This window comes from Rhizomicrobium sp., assembly GCA_037200385.1.
In the GTDB taxonomy this organism is placed as follows: domain Bacteria; phylum Pseudomonadota; class Alphaproteobacteria; order Micropepsales; family Micropepsaceae; genus Rhizomicrobium.
Map to the genome: position 1 here is coordinate 586006 of JBBCGL010000001.1, position 14195 is coordinate 600200.

The 14195-nt window shown below is 65.7% G+C and carries 15 protein-coding genes; 13 read left to right on the forward strand and 2 right to left on the reverse strand.

The genetic code is table 11. From position 1 onward, the window contains the following. The first annotated feature begins 80 nt into the window (after nt 1-80). The 4 genes from WDM91_02635 to WDM91_02650 all read left to right on the forward strand — a co-directional run bounded on the left by WDM91_02635 (nt 81) and on the right by WDM91_02650 (nt 3474). Complete coding sequence (locus WDM91_02635; GenBank protein ID MEI9993466.1) at nt 81-1220, forward strand: isobutyryl-CoA dehydrogenase; 1140 nt, start codon at nt 81-83, stop codon at nt 1218-1220. A 98-nt stretch (nt 1221-1318) separates the two neighbouring features. Next, on the forward strand, nt 1319-1825 hold the full coding sequence (locus WDM91_02640) for a winged helix DNA-binding protein (protein ID MEI9993467.1): 507 nt from the start codon (nt 1319-1321) through the stop codon (nt 1823-1825). Between the two features lie 229 nt (nt 1826-2054). Then, a complete protein-coding gene (gene hemA, locus WDM91_02645) occupies nt 2055-3272 on the forward strand; it encodes a 5-aminolevulinate synthase (GenBank protein MEI9993468.1) in 1218 nt (405 codons plus the stop codon). Nucleotides 3273-3288: 16 nt separating this feature from the next. Then, on the forward strand, nt 3289-3474 hold the full coding sequence (locus WDM91_02650; GenBank protein ID MEI9993469.1) for a hypothetical protein: 186 nt from the start codon (nt 3289-3291) through the stop codon (nt 3472-3474). A 95-nt stretch (nt 3475-3569) separates the two neighbouring features. Here WDM91_02650 and WDM91_02655 read toward each other — a convergent pair whose 3' ends face one another. Continuing rightward, nucleotides 3570-4010 (reverse strand): MucR family transcriptional regulator, encoded by a 441-nt coding sequence (locus WDM91_02655; protein MEI9993470.1) that lies wholly within the window; start codon nt 4008-4010, stop codon nt 3570-3572. A 427-nt stretch (nt 4011-4437) separates the two neighbouring features. On the opposite strand from WDM91_02655, the gene glyA reads away from it, so the two are divergent. The 9 genes from glyA to thiL are packed head-to-tail and all read left to right on the forward strand — an operon-like array spanning nt 4438 to nt 11747. Then, nucleotides 4438-5709: a serine hydroxymethyltransferase gene (glyA, locus tag WDM91_02660; protein MEI9993471.1), complete on the forward strand. Its 1272-nt coding sequence runs from the start codon at nt 4438-4440 to the stop codon at nt 5707-5709. A gap of 18 nt (nt 5710-5727) precedes the next feature. Continuing rightward, a complete protein-coding gene (nrdR, locus tag WDM91_02665; GenBank protein ID MEI9993472.1) occupies nt 5728-6198 on the forward strand; it encodes a transcriptional regulator NrdR in 471 nt (156 codons plus the stop codon). A gap of 8 nt (nt 6199-6206) precedes the next feature. After that, nucleotides 6207-6998 carry a CPBP family intramembrane glutamic endopeptidase gene (locus WDM91_02670; GenBank protein ID MEI9993473.1) on the forward strand — a complete coding sequence of 264 codons (792 nt, stop codon included), beginning with the start codon at nt 6207-6209 and terminating at the stop codon, nt 6996-6998. Beyond that, nucleotides 6995-8089 carry a bifunctional diaminohydroxyphosphoribosylaminopyrimidine deaminase/5-amino-6-(5-phosphoribosylamino)uracil reductase RibD gene (gene ribD / locus WDM91_02675; protein MEI9993474.1) on the forward strand — a complete coding sequence of 365 codons (1095 nt, stop codon included), beginning with the start codon at nt 6995-6997 and terminating at the stop codon, nt 8087-8089. Before WDM91_02670 ends, ribD begins: the two co-directional genes overlap by 4 nt. A 9-nt stretch (nt 8090-8098) precedes the next feature. Continuing rightward, nucleotides 8099-8692 (forward strand): riboflavin synthase, encoded by a 594-nt coding sequence (locus WDM91_02680; GenBank protein ID MEI9993475.1) that lies wholly within the window; start codon nt 8099-8101, stop codon nt 8690-8692. After that, on the forward strand, nt 8689-9825 hold the full coding sequence (gene ribB / locus WDM91_02685) for a 3,4-dihydroxy-2-butanone-4-phosphate synthase (protein ID MEI9993476.1): 1137 nt from the start codon (nt 8689-8691) through the stop codon (nt 9823-9825). The genes WDM91_02680 and ribB overlap by 4 nt, the downstream gene beginning before the upstream one ends. After that, nucleotides 9822-10271, forward strand: a complete 450-nt coding sequence (gene ribH / locus WDM91_02690; GenBank protein ID MEI9993477.1) for a 6,7-dimethyl-8-ribityllumazine synthase — start codon at nt 9822-9824, stop codon at nt 10269-10271. The genes ribB and ribH overlap by 4 nt, the downstream gene beginning before the upstream one ends. Further along, a complete protein-coding gene (gene nusB / locus WDM91_02695; GenBank protein ID MEI9993478.1) occupies nt 10268-10753 on the forward strand; it encodes a transcription antitermination factor NusB in 486 nt (161 codons plus the stop codon). The genes ribH and nusB overlap by 4 nt, the downstream gene beginning before the upstream one ends. Nucleotides 10754-10793: 40 nt before the next feature. Beyond that, entirely contained in the window at nt 10794-11747 is a 954-nt protein-coding gene (thiL, locus tag WDM91_02700; GenBank protein ID MEI9993479.1) for a thiamine-phosphate kinase, read from the forward strand. Nucleotides 11748-11941: 194 nt separating this feature from the next. Here thiL and WDM91_02705 read toward each other — a convergent pair whose 3' ends face one another. Then, nucleotides 11942-13987: a cadherin-like domain-containing protein gene (locus WDM91_02705; GenBank protein ID MEI9993480.1), complete on the reverse strand. Its 2046-nt coding sequence runs from the start codon at nt 13985-13987 to the stop codon at nt 11942-11944. Between the last annotated feature and the right edge of the window lie 208 nt (nt 13988-14195).

Genomic DNA, 14195 nt, shown 5'->3' on the forward strand with positions numbered 1-14195 from the left:
CTGCCGGAAGCTGGCAAGGCGGGTCCTTGCCTCGAGCGCCCAAGGCGGTAAATGTGCCGGGTCGTCAACGAGCAGAGTCCATGGATTTCGCACTCACCGAAGAGCAGCGCGCCGTCGAGGACGCAGCACGGCGTTTCGCCCGGGAGCGCCTCGCTCCCTTCGCGGCGGAATGGGACGCGACGGAGCATTTCCCGGTCGATGCATTGCGCGAGGCGGCGGCGCTCGGCTTCGCGGGCATCTATGTGAAGGGCGATGTCGGCGGCTCGGAGATGTCGCGGCTCGATGCGGCGATCGTCATGGAGGAATTGTCCGCCGGCTGCACATCGACGGCGGCCTTCCTCTCGATCCACAACATGGCGTCCTGGATGATCGACCGCTTCGGCGGCGAGGAGCAGCGCAAGCGCTTCCTCCCGACGATGACGACGATGGAGAAGATCGCAAGCTATTGCCTCACCGAGCCCGGCTCGGGCTCCGACGCCGCATCGCTCAGGACCAAAGCGGTGAAGGACGGCGACCATTATGTGCTGAACGGCGGCAAGGCCTTCATCTCCGGCGCCGGCGTGTCGGATGTCTATGTCTGCATGGTGCGCACCGGCGAGGACGGACCCAAGGGCGTGTCCTGCCTGGTGGTCGAGAAGGGCACGCCGGGACTCTCCTTCGGCAAGAAGGAGCGCAAGATGGGCTGGAACAGCCAGCCGACCGCACAAGTGCTGTTCGACAATTGCCGGGTGCCGGTGGCCAACCGGATCGGCGGCGAAGGCGAGGGCTTCCGCATCGCGATGATGGGGCTGGACGGCGGGCGCATCAATATCGGCGCCTGCTCGGTGGGTACGGCGCGCGCGGCGCTGGAAGAAGCACTGGTGTACACCAAGGATCGCAAGCAGTTCGGCCGGCCGATCGCGGATTTCCAGGCGTCGCAGTTCAAGCTCGCCGACATGGCGACCGAATTGGAAGCCGCGCGGCTGATGATCCGCAGTGCCGCGGCGGCGCTGGACCGCCGCGACCCCGCCGCAACGATGCTGTGTGCCATGGCGAAACGCTTCGCCACCGACGCCGGATTCCGGATCGCCAACGACGCGCTGCAGCTGCATGGCGGCTACGGCTATCTCAAGGATTTCCCGGCCGAGCGCCATGTCCGCGATCTGCGCGTCCACCAGATCCTGGAAGGAACCAACGAGATCATGCGCGTCATCGTGGCCCGCGAGCTTTCGAGGCAATAATCCTGCGGCGCCGGAACCTTTTTTACGGCCTTTTAAGAAATGCCACCTAGGCTACGGGCATAACAACAGGTGGGCCTCGCAAAACGCGGGGAAAGACGATGACAGCATTCACGAAGCCGCAGACCGCGGTGCTCGAAAGCGCCCGCGTGGAAGCAAAGTACTATCTCGAGACGCTCAATCTCGTGGAGCGTCTGCACCGACAATTGCTCGACGTCATCAAGGACGAGTTGGATCGGCGCGACGAACGCGAGATCAATTCGGTCCAGGCGCTGCTGCTGTTCAATGTCGGCGATCAGGAGCTGACGGCAGGCGAGCTGCGCACGCGGGGCCATTATCTCGGCTCCAACGTCTCCTACAATCTCAAGAAGCTCGTCGAAGCCGGCTATATCCATCATGAACGCTCGGAAGCCGATCGCCGCTCGGTGCTGGTGCGGCTGACGCGCAAGGGCGAAGCGGTGCGCGACATGCTGCGCGAGCTGTTCGAGCGCCATCTGGGCTCACTGAACGCGGTGGGCAATGTCTCGGCCTCGGATCTCGACCAGCTCAGCGTGACGCTGAAGCGCCTGGAACGCTTCTGGATCGATCAGGTGCGCTTCCGGCTATAGCCACGAATACGGTTCCGCTGCCGTCTCCGATTCGCAGTCTGCCGGCCGCTTGTCTTCGCCATCGTGCTGTCGTCATGCCGTAAATCCAGCGATTTCGGGTGCGGGCTCGTGCGTGCGGGCCGCCCTCATGTGACAAAAAGCATAGGCCCTGAGGGGCGGTTTGGAGTATCTTCCGCGCCGTTGAAAACCGGCTGCGGCGGGCCCGGACGGGGGCTCGAGGGACTGACTGATGGCGTTTCCCTACCTGAACCGCTTTCGCGACGCACTCGCAGGACTCCGCCGCGAGGGCCGCTATCGTGTGTTCGCCGACATCGTCCGCCAGCGCGGCGGCTATCCCAGGGCCGATTTCTACGCCGATGCCGACAAGCGGCCGATCACGGTGTGGTGCAGCAACGACTATCTCTGCATGGGCCAGCATCCCAAGGTCCTGGAAGCGATGCACGAGGCGATCGACGCGACGGGCGCCGGCGCCGGCGGCACGCGCAACATCTCGGGCACGACCCATTATCATGTCGAGCTGGAGCAGGAGATCGCGGAGCTGCACGGCAAGGACGCTGCTCTGCTCTTCACCTCGGGCTATATCTCGAACGACGCGACGCTCGCGACGCTGGGCAAGATCCTGCCGGGGCTGATCGTGTTCTCCGACGAGCTCAACCATGCCTCGATGATCGAGGGCATCAAGCATGGCGGAATGGAGAAGCATCTCTTCCGCCACAACGACCTGCAGCACCTGGAGGCGCTGCTTGCGGCGGCCGATCCCGGCGCGCCCAAGCTGATCGCGTTCGAAAGCGTCTATTCGATGGACGGCGATTTCGGGAAGATCTCCGACTTCTGCGATCTCGCCGAGAAATACGGCGCGATCACCTATCTCGACGAGGTGCATGGCGTCGGGCTTTACGGCCCGCGCGGTGCGGGCGTCGCGGCGCGTGACGGCGTGATGGCGCGCGTCGACATCATCGAAGGCACGCTGGCGAAGGCGTTCGGCGTGATGGGCGGCTATATCGCCGCCTCGACCGAATTGGTCGATTGCATCCGCTCCTTCGCGCCGGGATTCATCTTCACCACCTCGCTGGCGCCGGCCATCGCGGCGGGCGTGCTCGCCAGCATCCGGCATCTGAAAACCAGCAATGCGGAGCGGGAGCGCCTGCACGAGCGCGCGGCGCGGCTCAAGCGGCTGTTCGCGGACGCCGGCCTGCCGGTCATGAACTCACCGAGCCATATCGTGCCGGTGTTCGTCGGCGATGCCGCCTTATGCAAGTCGGTGTCGGACGCGCTGTTGCGCGATCACGCGATCTATGTCCAGCCGATCAACTTCCCGACCGTGCCGCGCGGCAAGGAACGCCTGCGCTTCACGCCCTCGCCGATGCACAGCGACGAGATGATGGACGCGCTGGTCAAGGCGCTCGATCAGGTGTGGACATCGCATCGCCTGGCGCGTGCCGCCTGATGGCCCGGGCCTGAGGATGGCCGGCGACGAGGTCTATGTGGAATTCGTCGTCCAAGGCAGCGTCATGCGGGTGACCGCCATCGATCCGAAAAGCGGCACCGAAGCCGTCGTCATGGGACCGGCCGGCGCGTCGCGCACGGCATTGTCGGATGCCGCGGTCCGCAAGCTTCGCTACGTCCTGCAAAAGAAGACCGGCGGCTGACGTGGGCTTCGGCCAAGCACCACCGATCCCGCGAAGGCGGGTTTCCAGCCGAACCGGTTAAAACCTGCGGCGGACCATGAGTCCGCCGCTCAGTCTTATTTCCGCTTGCGCGATTTCGGCGAGTTGGTACGGCCCAAGCCGATCTTCTTGGCGAACTCCGAACGGCGCGCCGCGTAGTTCGACGCGACCATCGGATAGTCGGCCGGCAGGCCCCACTTCGTGCGGTACTGATCGGGCGTGAGGCTGTAGCGCGAGCGCAGATAGCGCTTGAGCATCTTCAGCTTCTTGCCGTCTTCCAGACAGATCAGAAAGTCCGGCGTGATCGACTTCTTGATCGGCACCGCGGGCTTCTGCGACGTGGTGAACTCGATGCCGTCGATGCCGGACAGGCCGCCGAGCGTGGCGTGCACGCTCTTGATCATCGCGGGCAGGTCGCCGACCGGAACCGGGTTGTTGCTCACATAGGCCGCTACGATATCGCTGGCCAGTTTGAGGATCTCCTCAGGACGCCCGACCGACATGTCTTCATTACTCATGGAACACACCCTCTACTCATGGGTTGAAGTGGAACGAAGTAACGCATCCCTATTACGTGGACTGCGGCTGAAATCAATACAAACAAATCAAATTGAGCGTGCACCTTTTACGTGTAACAAATTTTTGGTTTCTATTTGTCGCGAGATGTTGTCCGGGTTGTGCTGATTCGCCTTCGCGGTGGGAGCATATTCCCAAGAGCAAAGCAGCCCGGCTCGATCGCCCGGCTTCGCATTTCCCCCTCGGTTTCGCAGCGGGTCGGTGCCGGCTAAGCGCTGCTGCGCGGCATCGTATCTATAGGCTGCGAGGCATGGTCTGGCGCTAGATTTGGTAAAGGGATAGGGGTATCAGACGCGGCCGGGCAGGCGGCATGATCAGGGATTTGTGAGGTTCAGGATGGGGGCTGTGGCGAACGCGGCTGGCAAGGCGATGTCGAATTTTTTCGCGGAAACGCTGGCCGAATCCGATCCAGAGGTGGCCAGCGCCATCGCGCTCGAGCTCGGCCGGCAGCGGGAGAAAATCGAGCTTATTGCATCCGAGAACATCGTCTCCCGCGCGGTGCTCGAAGCCCAAGGTTCCGTCCTGACCAACAAATACGCCGAGGGTTATCCGGGGCGGCGCTACTATGGCGGCTGCGAGTTTGTCGACATCGCGGAAGAGCTCGCGATCGAGCGGGCAAAGCGCCTCTTCAACTGCGATTTCGCCAATGTGCAACCCCATTCGGGTGCCCAAGCCAACCAGGCCGTGTTTTTCTCCCTAATGCAACCTGGGGACACTTTTCTAGGTTTGGATCTTGCCGCAGGCGGCCATCTGACGCACGGCTCGCCGGCCAATCAGTCCGGCAAGTGGTTCAAGCCCGTGTCCTACACGGTGCGGCGCCAAGACCAGCGAATCGACATGGATGAAGTCGAGACGCTTGCCCGGCAACACAAGCCGAAGGTGATCATTGCGGGCGGCTCGGCCTATGCTCGGATTTTCGACTTCGCACGCTTCCGGGCCATTGCCGATTCCGTCGGTGCCTTCCTGATGGTCGACATGGCGCATTTCGCAGGCTTGGTCGCCGGCGGGGTGCATCCCAATCCGCTCGACCACGCGCATGTCGTGACCACCACGACGCACAAGACGCTGCGCGGACCGCGCGGCGGTATGATCCTGTCGCGCGATGCCGACCTGGGAAAGAAGATCAATTCGGCGGTGTTTCCGGGACTGCAGGGCGGCCCGCTGATGCACGTCATCGCGGCGAAGGCGGTCGCGTTCGGCGAGGCGCTGCGCCCGGAGTTCAAGCTCTATGCCAAGGCCGTGGTCGAGAACGCCAAGGTCCTGGCGGAAACCCTCCACGCCGAAGGCCTCGACATCGTTTCCGGCGGCACCGACACCCATCTGATGCTGGTCGATCTGCGGCCCAAGGGCGCCAAGGGGCGCGATACGGAAAAAGCGCTGGACCGCGCCGCGATCACCACCAACAAGAATGCGGTGCCGTTCGACACCGAGAAGCCGGCCATCACCTCGGGCATCCGCCTCGGCTCGCCGGCCGGCACGACGCGCGGCTTCGGCCCGGCCGAATTCCGCACGATCGGCAAGATGATCGTCGAAGTGATCGATGCCGTGGCGAAGAACGGCGAAGCGGGCGATGCCGCGGTCGAGCAGAGCGTCGCCATCCGCGTGAAGGATTTGTGCGTGCGTTTTCCGATCTACCCATAGCTGAGAGCGAAGCATTCGATGCGCTGCCCATTTTGCGGACATGACGACACCCAGGTGAAGGACAGCCGTCCCTCCGAGGACAATTCGGCGATCCGCCGCCGCCGCCACTGTCCCGAATGCGGCGGACGGTTCACGACGTTCGAGCGCGTGCAGCTGCGCGAACTCGTCGTGGTCAAGAAGAACGGGCGCCGCGAGCCCTTCGAGCGGGAGAAATTGGAGCGCTCGATCACCCATGCGCTGCGCAAGCGTCCGGTCGAGCGCGAGCGCATCGACCGCACGATCACCGGCATCGTCCGCCGGCTCGAGAGCATGGGCGAGAACGAGATTCCGTCGCCGGTCATCGGCGAACTGGTCATGCAGGCCCTGTCGAGCCTCGACAAGGTCGCCTATGTGCGTTTCGCCTCGGTCTACAAGAATTTCCGCGAGACCAAGGATTTCGAGATGCTGATCGGCGAGCTCGAAGGCGACGACAAGGACGACAAGGTCTAGGCCCCACCATGGCCGAGCGGCCGGCAGCACAAGGCGACGTGCCGCTCCGCGACGGCGTGATCCGCTGGTTCGATCTGTTCATCGCGTTCTTCGGCGGGATGTTCGCCGGCATCGTGCTGGGCGTGATCGGTGCGCTGCCTGCGATCCTGATCGGTTTGCACTGGAGCGGCGGCCCGCTCGATCCGCAGACGCTGGCCGATTTCGCGCGCACGGATTTCGCGGTCAACCAGGTGCTGCTGGTCGGGAGCAATCTCGGCCTGCTCGGTCTCGTCTGGCTGGTGGCGCATTGGCGCTTCGACAAGCCCATCACCCACTATTTCGCCGTCGTGCGCTGGCCGTCCCTGGGGCTGGCGATCGTCGCGGGCGCCGGCCTCTCGCTTCTGCTCAATGGCGGCAACGCCATGCTGGAGCGGCTGTCATGGGTCCGCTTCGAGGACAGCGACGTCGAACGAGCCATGGTGCCGCATGGACCGGCGCAACTCCTGGCCGCCATCGCGGTGATCGGCGTGCTCGCGCCTTTCGTGGAAGAGTTCTTCTTTCGCGGCTTGCTGTTTTCCTGGGCGCGCCGGCAATGGGGTACCTGGATCGCCGTCCTTGCGACGGGTGCGATCTTCGCCCTCGTACACGGGCACTTCCTGCTGCATGTCGGCGCACAGGCCTGGATCTATACCATCGAGTTGTTCGTCGCCGGCGTCGTTCTCGCGCTCCTTGTGGCGCGCACCGGATCGCTGCGCACGTCCTTCGCGATGCATGCGGCCTATAACGTCACCGCCATTGCTTTTTCGGTGCTGCTGCCGTGAGCGATCTCGCGCATATGCGGCATGCGATCGCGCTGGGCGCGCGCGGTGTGGGCCGGACCGGCCGCGTGCCGTCCGTGGGCTGTGTGCTCGTGTCGACCGATGGGCGCGTCGTGGGGCGCGGCCGCACCGATGAAAGCGGACGGCCGCATGCGGAGGTCGTGGCCTTAGCGATGGCGGGGCAGGCGGCGCGCGGCGCGACGGCCTATGTCACGCTCGAGCCCTGCGCGCATAGAGGGGGCACGGGCGGGCCTTGCACCGACGCCTTGATCGGCGCCGGCGTGGCGCGGGTCGTCGTCGCCGGCGTCGATCCGGATCCGCGCACCAATGGACAGGGCATCGCGAAGCTCAGGGCTGCCGGCGTCGCGGTAGAGGTGGGCGTCGGCGAAGCGGAGGCCCTTCCGACCCTGGCAGGCTTCTTCAGTCATATCCGCGCCCGGCGCCCTTTCGTGACGCTGAAGATCGCCCAGAGCCTGGATGGACGGACGGCGACGGTCTCCGGCGACAGCAAATGGATCACGGGCGAAGGCGCGCGCCGGCACGGCCATCTCCTGCGTGCGCGGAACGATGCGATCCTGGTCGGCGTGAACACGGCGCTGGCGGACGATCCGGAGCTGACCTGCCGGATCGCGGGACTGGAACGCTGTTCCCCGTTGCGGGTGGTGCTGGACACGCGGCTGCGGCTGAGCGAGTGGTCGAAGCTGGCGACCACGGCGGCGAGAACCCCGACGCTGGTCTTCACCACGGCGGCGGAAGGCGGCGCCAAGCTGGCGGCCTGCGGCGTCGAGATCGTCCGGGTCGCATGCGACGCGCGGGGCAGACCCGACTTGGGCGCTGTCCTGGGCGAGCTCGACGGACGGAATGTCGCCCGCCTGCTGGTGGAGGGCGGGGCAACGGTCCACGCCGCGTTCCTGGACCGCGGCTTCGCCGACGCGCTGGAAATCTTCACCGCGCCGATGACCCTTGGCGGCGCAGGGCATAGCGCGATCGACGCGCTGGCGGCCCTGACGCTGGAGGAAGCGCCAAAGTTTACGCTTACGTCGCTGCGGAAAATCGGCGGCGATCTTCTGGAAAGCTATCGAGCCAAGGCCTAAAAGACATCCATGTTCACAGGAATTGTCACAGATATCGGACGCGTCCGCCACGTCGAGAAGCGCGGCGACACGCACATCGTGATCGGCACGAACTACGACGTCGCCGGCATCGAGATGGGCGCCTCCATCGCCTGCTCGGGCGTCTGCCTCACGGTGGTCGACAAGGGCACCGCAAAGGATCGCTGGTTCGCGGCGACCGCATCGGGCGAGACTCTGTCGAAGACCACGCTGGGCCGCTGGAAGGCCGGCGACAGCATCAACCTCGAGCGGCCGATGCGGGTCGGCGACGAGTTCGGCGGCCATATCGTCTCCGGCCATGTCGATGGCGTGGCCGAGGTCAAGAGCGTGACGCCCGAAGGCGAGTCGACGCGGATCGTGTTCGAGGCGCCGGCGGCGCTGGCCCGCTTCGTGGCCGCCAAGGGATCGGTGGCGCTCGACGGAGTGTCGCTGACCGTCAACGAAGTCGACGGCACCCGCTTCGGCGTGAACATCATCCCGCATACGCAGAAGGTGACGACCTTCGGCAAGCTCAAGCCCGGCATGAAGGTCAATCTCGAGATCGACCTGCTGGCGCGTTACGTAGCGAGGCTCGTGAGCCCATGAATATCGCCGTCTACCACGATTATATTTCCAAGATCGAAGACGTCATCGAGGACGCGCGCAACGGGCGCATGTTCATCCTGATGGATGCCGACGACCGCGAGAACGAGGGCGACCTCGTGATCCCGGCGCAGATGTGCACCCCGGCGTCGGTGAATTTCATGGCGAAGAACGGCCGCGGCCTGATCTGCCTCGCGTTGACGCAAGACCGCGCCAGCGAGCTGAACATCCCGATGATGACGGCGGTGAACGGCACGCCGAACCAGACCGCCTTCACGATCTCGATCGAGGCGAAGGAGGGCATCTCCACCGGCATCTCGGCGCATGACCGCGCCCACACGATCTCCGTGGCGATCGACGCGACCAAGGGCGCGAACGACATCACCTCGCCGGGGCACGTCTTCCCGCTGGTGGCGCGCCATGGCGGCACGCTGGTGCGCGCCGGCCATACCGAGGCGGCGGTCGACATCGCGCGGCTGGCGGGCCTCAACCCGGCGGGCGTGATCTGCGAGATCATGAACGACGACGGCACGATGGCGCGGCTGCCCGATCTCGTGCCCTTCGCGCAGCTCCACGGCCTGAAGATCGGCACCATCGCCGACCTCATCGCCTATCGCCGCAAATACGACCATTTCGTCAAGCGCAAGGTCGTGGCGCCGTTCGAGAGCCACAATGGCGGCGAATGGCAGATGCACGTCTACGTCAACGAGCTCGAATATGCCGAGCATATCGCGCTGGTGAAGGGCGACATCTCCACGCCCGAGCCGGTGATGGTGCGGATGCATGCGGTGAACATCTTCAGCGACATGCTGGAATGGAAGTCCTACGAGCGCGACGTGCTGGGCGAGTCGATGCGGATCATCGCGGAGGAGGGGCGTGGCGTCGTGGTCCTGTTGCGCGCGACGCGGCCGACCTTCGTCTCCGACGTGCTGACGCGGCGCATCACGGAGGACATCGACCGGCGTCGGGTCAAGGAATACGGCGTAGGCGCGCAGATCCTGCTGGACCTCGGCGTCCGCGACATGATCCTGCTCACCGACACGCCGGAGAAGAAGATCGTCGCGCTCGAAGGCTACGACCTCAACATCGTCGGTACGCATGCCATTCGCGGCAGCGCAAAGGATGGCATGCCATGACGCCGAATATCCTGATCGTGGAGGCGCGGTTCTACGCCCATATCGCGGATGCGATGCTCGACGGCGCCACCGCGGCGCTGGAGAAGGGCGGGGCGCATTTCCAGCGGCTGGCGGTGCCCGGCGCGCTGGAGATCCCGCCGGCCATCGCCATGGCGGCGCGCGCCGGCGAGCATGGCGGCCAGAGCTTCGACGGCTATATCGCGCTGGGCTGCGTCATCCGCGGCGAGACCTATCATTTCGAGGTCGTCTCGAACGAGTCGGCGCGGGGGCTGATGGATCTGGGCATCCAGCAAGGGCTGTGCATCGGCAACGGCATCCTGACCGTCGAGAACGAGCGGCAGGCGCTGGAGCGGGCCGCGGTCGGCGACGGCGACAAGGGCGGGGACGCGGCACGCGCCTGTCTCGCCCTCGTGAACGCGCGCGCCCGGCTCGGCGTGCACCGATGAACTTCGATGTGCGGCGCGCCGCCCGGCTTGCCGCGGTACAGGCGCTCTACCAGATGGAACTCGCGGGCGAGGACGCGCAGACCGTCGCGCAGGAATTCGTCGAGCATCGCCTGGGGCGCGAGCCGGAGGTCAGCGGTGCCGATGGCGAGGCAGACGCGGAGTTCTTCACCAGCATCGTGCATGGCGTGCCGCACCACCAGGTCGAGATCGACCGCGCGATCGCCAATGTCCTGGCGGCGGACTGGCGGCTCGAGCGGGTGGATTCGATCCTGCGTGCCATCCTGCGCGCCGCCTCGTTCGAGCTGATCGCGCGGCGCGACGTGCCGGCCAAGGCGGTGATCGACGAATATGTCGAGGTCAGCCATGCTTTCTTCTCGGGCGACGAGCCGAGCTTCGTGAACGCAGCGCTCGACAAGATGGCGCGCCGCAAGCGGGCGGCGGAGTTCGGCCTGGTCCCGCCGGACGACGAATTGCAGTTTTAGGCGATCCGCCCTTGCCTGGCGGGGAGGACAAGGTGCGCTGATGCCCCCTTCCGAATTCTCGCTGATCGCAGAGATCTTCGCGCCGCTGGCGCGCTCGAAAGCGGCGCTGGGGCTGAAAGACGATGTCGCACTGCTGGCGCCGCGTGCGGGCCACGACCTCGTTCTCACAACCGACGCGATCCTGGAAGGAGTCGATTTCTTCGCGACCGATCCGCCGGACACGGTCGCGCGCAAGGCGTTGCGCGTGAATCTTTCCGATCTCGCTGCCAAAGGCGCCGAGCCGCTCGGTTATCTTTTGACCCTGGCGCTGCCAAAGCGGATCGACACGGCATGGCTGCGCCGCTTCGCGCGCGGACTGGCGGCCGATCAGAAGGAATTCGGCATCACTTTGCTTGGCGGCGACCTATCCGGGACGCCGGGACCCTTGACGGTGTCGGTGACGGCGCTGGGATATGTGCCGAAGGGCAGGGCGATCCTGCGCGCCGGCGCCCGGCTGGGCGATCTGGTGTTCGTGACGGGGACCATCGGCGACAGCGGCGGCGGGCTCGAAGCGCTGCGCAAAAAGCGGCGCGGGCCGGAATTGATCGCGCGCTATCGCGTGCCGGAGCCGCGGGTGGCGTTCGGGCGGAAGCTGCGCGGGATCGCGACGGCCGCGCTCGACGTGTCGGACGGGCTGATCGCCGATCTCGGGCACCTCGCGGACGTCTCGAAGGTGCATGTCGCGGTGGAGGCGGCACGCGTGCCGCTGTCGGCGGCGCTGCGGAAGGCTTGGCGCGGGGCGGATGCGGTGGCGCGTGCCGTGACGGCTGGGGACGATTACGAGATCGCGTTCACGGCGCCGCGAGCGAGGCGGGCGAAGGTGCTGGCGGCGGCGAAGGCGGCGCGGACGCACGTGACGGAGATCGGGTTCGTGATGCCGGGGCGCGGAATCGCGCTGCTCGGGGCGGATGGAAAGGCCGTGGCGCTCTCACGGAAGGGGTGGGAACACTTTTAGCGCTGCCGCGCGCCGTTCTCAGGACGTGCTGAGCGGGCCCTCCGGGTCGGAAAATATGTTGAACTCCGTCCGGGACACCGGATGGCAGCGCCAGCGCGGCGCCGACCAGGGCGCCCGGTCCGGCGCGGCGGTCGCGGTTTCCATCCGGGGCTCGGAAGAGGACCGTGGGGTCGAGGCGGCGGACATGGCGGCTCCTAGATGAAATCCGAGGTGGAGAGGCTGTTGGGATGTGCCACGCCGGTGACGTCGAACACGAAGTCCTGGCCCGCCTGGTAGCCGGCGGTGCCGTTGGCGTCGACGACGAGGATGACGTGGCCGGCCAGGCCCCCGCTGAGGGGTTCGAGCAGGACCGCGTGATGGGCGTGGAGCGAGCCGGTCACCGCGGCGAGCTGGCTGTCGAAATTCCCGTCGCTATCGAGCGGTGCGCCACTCACGATGATGGGGTCGATGCCGGTCACCGAAACGGGAAGATCGAACTTGTCCGTGCTGGCGTCGAAGTCGGTGATCGTGTCATGCGCGTTGCTCGTCGAATCCGACACGGCCGTATAGACGAAACGGTCGGTGCCCGCGCCGCCGGTCAGCGTGTCGGCGCCGCCCAGGCCGTAGAGCCAGTCGTCGCCCGACCCCGTCTTGAGCGTGTCGTCGCCGGCGCCGCCCATCACCTTGAAATTGCCGGCGGTCTCGTTCGAACCGTCGAAGTCCAGCCAGTTGGCGGACGCCAGATGCGACGCCTGGACGATGAAGGTCTGGCCCGGCGACAGCAGGTTCGCGGTGTCGATCGCATAGTTGTAGCCCGCCAGCAGGACGAGGCCCTCGATATTGGTGACGTTCGCGCCGTCGAGCGTGACGCCGGACGAATAATCGCCCTGCAGCCCGATCTGGTCCTGCGCCCCACCGCCGCCGTCGACCACGTCGCCGCCGTTCAAGGCCGCGCCGAAATAGAAGCCGTCATTGCCTGTCCCGCCGGTCAGGCTGGCCGAGGTTGTCGCGCTCATGTCGAAATAGTCGTTGTGCGTGCTGGCGCTGTCGTCGACCGTGACGTCCGTGGAGCCGCCGACATAGGTCGTGGTGCCGTCATTGTTGTTATAGGTGGTCTGTTGCGTCACGCCGGCGCCGTCGACATAGACGTCGTAAGAGCTGTAGCTCGGCGGCGGCGCGGACGCGCCGGTGTTGGGCGCCGTGCCGCTCACGCCGGCGACATGCAGCTGATACGGCTCGTCGATCAGCCGCAGCGCGTCCCCGTCGGCGGTGATCTGGCTCTGCGTGACGTCGAGCGCGCCGCCGTCGGTCAGGTGGATGGCGGAGATCTCGGCGCTGTGCGCCTCCAGCGAATCCAGGAAGGCGACGACGTTGGCTGCCGTGTCGGCGACCGTGAGGGTGGACGTGCCGACGTCGGTGTCGGCGAGCGGCACCGGATTGCCGGCAGTGTCGGCGAAGCCGCCACCCGTGACGGAGTCGACCGCCACACCCAGCGCCGGAGGGCTCGTCAGGTCGTAGGCAAAGGTCAGCACCTTGGTGCCGGAGCCCGAGACATAGCTCGCGGTGTTCCCGTCGCTCAGATGCAGCACGGTGTCCGCGACGGCGTCGATGTTCTTGCCGAACGTATAGGTGAGCGCGACGGAATGCGGCTGACTGAGATCGGCGCCCGAGGTCACCGCCGCTTCGACGCCGTCTACCTTCGGCGTCTGGTCGATGACGATCGTGAACTGCGCGTCGACCGTGTTGCCGTGCCCGTCGCTGACCTGGAAGCCGATGGTGTCGTCGATCTCCGCGTCGTTGTCGAACAGCGCGACCGTGCCGTCGCCATCGGCGGTATAGGTATAGCTGCCGTCGGCGTAGAGCGTGAAATGGCCGAACGCGACCTGGAATTCCACGCCGACCGGATTGCCCGACACGTCGCTCACCGTCAATGTGTCGCCGTCGGGATCGCTGGCGCCTGCGAGCACGCCCTGCGCCGCATCCCTGGTGACCGTGGCGTCTTGGAACACCAGATCCGTCGGCGTGCCGACGGTCGGCGCTGCCTCCATGGTGATGATCCCGTGGTCGAGACCCGAGGTGGACCGGCTCGCCACCAAACTGCCGCCCCCGGTCAAGCCCATTGCGAGCGCGGTCAAGCTTGCCGGCGACGATGTCGACGGATCGGACGATGCGTCCTGCTCGGCGCTCGACAGCGGCCCAAGGATCGTGGAGTCGTCATCCCGCAGGGCCGAACCGGCAGAATGATCATGCAAGACTTTCATCGGTTAGCCCCCAATCCCCGCGACGACACAAACTCTCCATCGTTCACACTGCAATTTAACGACAGGGAGGGTTCGACACCATCTCCTTAGGATTGCCGAACGTCCGTTCCTACAGCAGAACGAGCAGAGTTTACGCTGTCATTTCAGTGCCTTAACGATATTTTCCGCTATCTTCCCAGCTTGCCGGAACAGCCGCATCGTCTTGTCA

Bases quoted from the DNA above. Each gene is read 5' to 3' on its own strand.
- WDM91_02650 (MEI9993469.1), top strand. From the start codon at position 3,289: ATGGCCGGCGACGAGGTCTATGTGGAATTCGTCGTCCAAGGCAGCGTC.
- nrdR (MEI9993472.1), top strand. From the start codon at position 5,728: ATGCGCTGCCCATTTTGCGGACATGACGACACCCAGGTGAAGGACAGC.
- thiL (MEI9993479.1), top strand. From the start codon at position 10,794: ATGCCCCCTTCCGAATTCTCGCTGATCGCAGAGATCTTCGCGCCGCTG.
- nusB (MEI9993478.1), top strand. From the start codon at position 10,268: ATGAACTTCGATGTGCGGCGCGCCGCCCGGCTTGCCGCGGTACAGGCG.
- WDM91_02635 (MEI9993466.1), top strand. From the start codon at position 81: ATGGATTTCGCACTCACCGAAGAGCAGCGCGCCGTCGAGGACGCAGCA.
- glyA (MEI9993471.1), top strand. From the start codon at position 4,438: ATGTCGAATTTTTTCGCGGAAACGCTGGCCGAATCCGATCCAGAGGTG.
- ribH (MEI9993477.1), top strand. From the start codon at position 9,822: ATGACGCCGAATATCCTGATCGTGGAGGCGCGGTTCTACGCCCATATC.
- WDM91_02680 (MEI9993475.1), top strand. From the start codon at position 8,099: ATGTTCACAGGAATTGTCACAGATATCGGACGCGTCCGCCACGTCGAG.
- hemA (MEI9993468.1), top strand. From the start codon at position 2,055: ATGGCGTTTCCCTACCTGAACCGCTTTCGCGACGCACTCGCAGGACTC.
- WDM91_02655 (MEI9993470.1), bottom strand. From the start codon at position 4,010: ATGAGTAATGAAGACATGTCGGTCGGGCGTCCTGAGGAGATCCTCAAA.
- WDM91_02640 (MEI9993467.1), top strand. From the start codon at position 1,319: ATGACAGCATTCACGAAGCCGCAGACCGCGGTGCTCGAAAGCGCCCGC.
- ribB (MEI9993476.1), top strand. From the start codon at position 8,689: ATGAATATCGCCGTCTACCACGATTATATTTCCAAGATCGAAGACGTC.
- WDM91_02705 (MEI9993480.1), bottom strand. From the start codon at position 13,987: ATGAAAGTCTTGCATGATCATTCTGCCGGTTCGGCCCTGCGGGATGAC.
- WDM91_02670 (MEI9993473.1), top strand. From the start codon at position 6,207: ATGGCCGAGCGGCCGGCAGCACAAGGCGACGTGCCGCTCCGCGACGGC.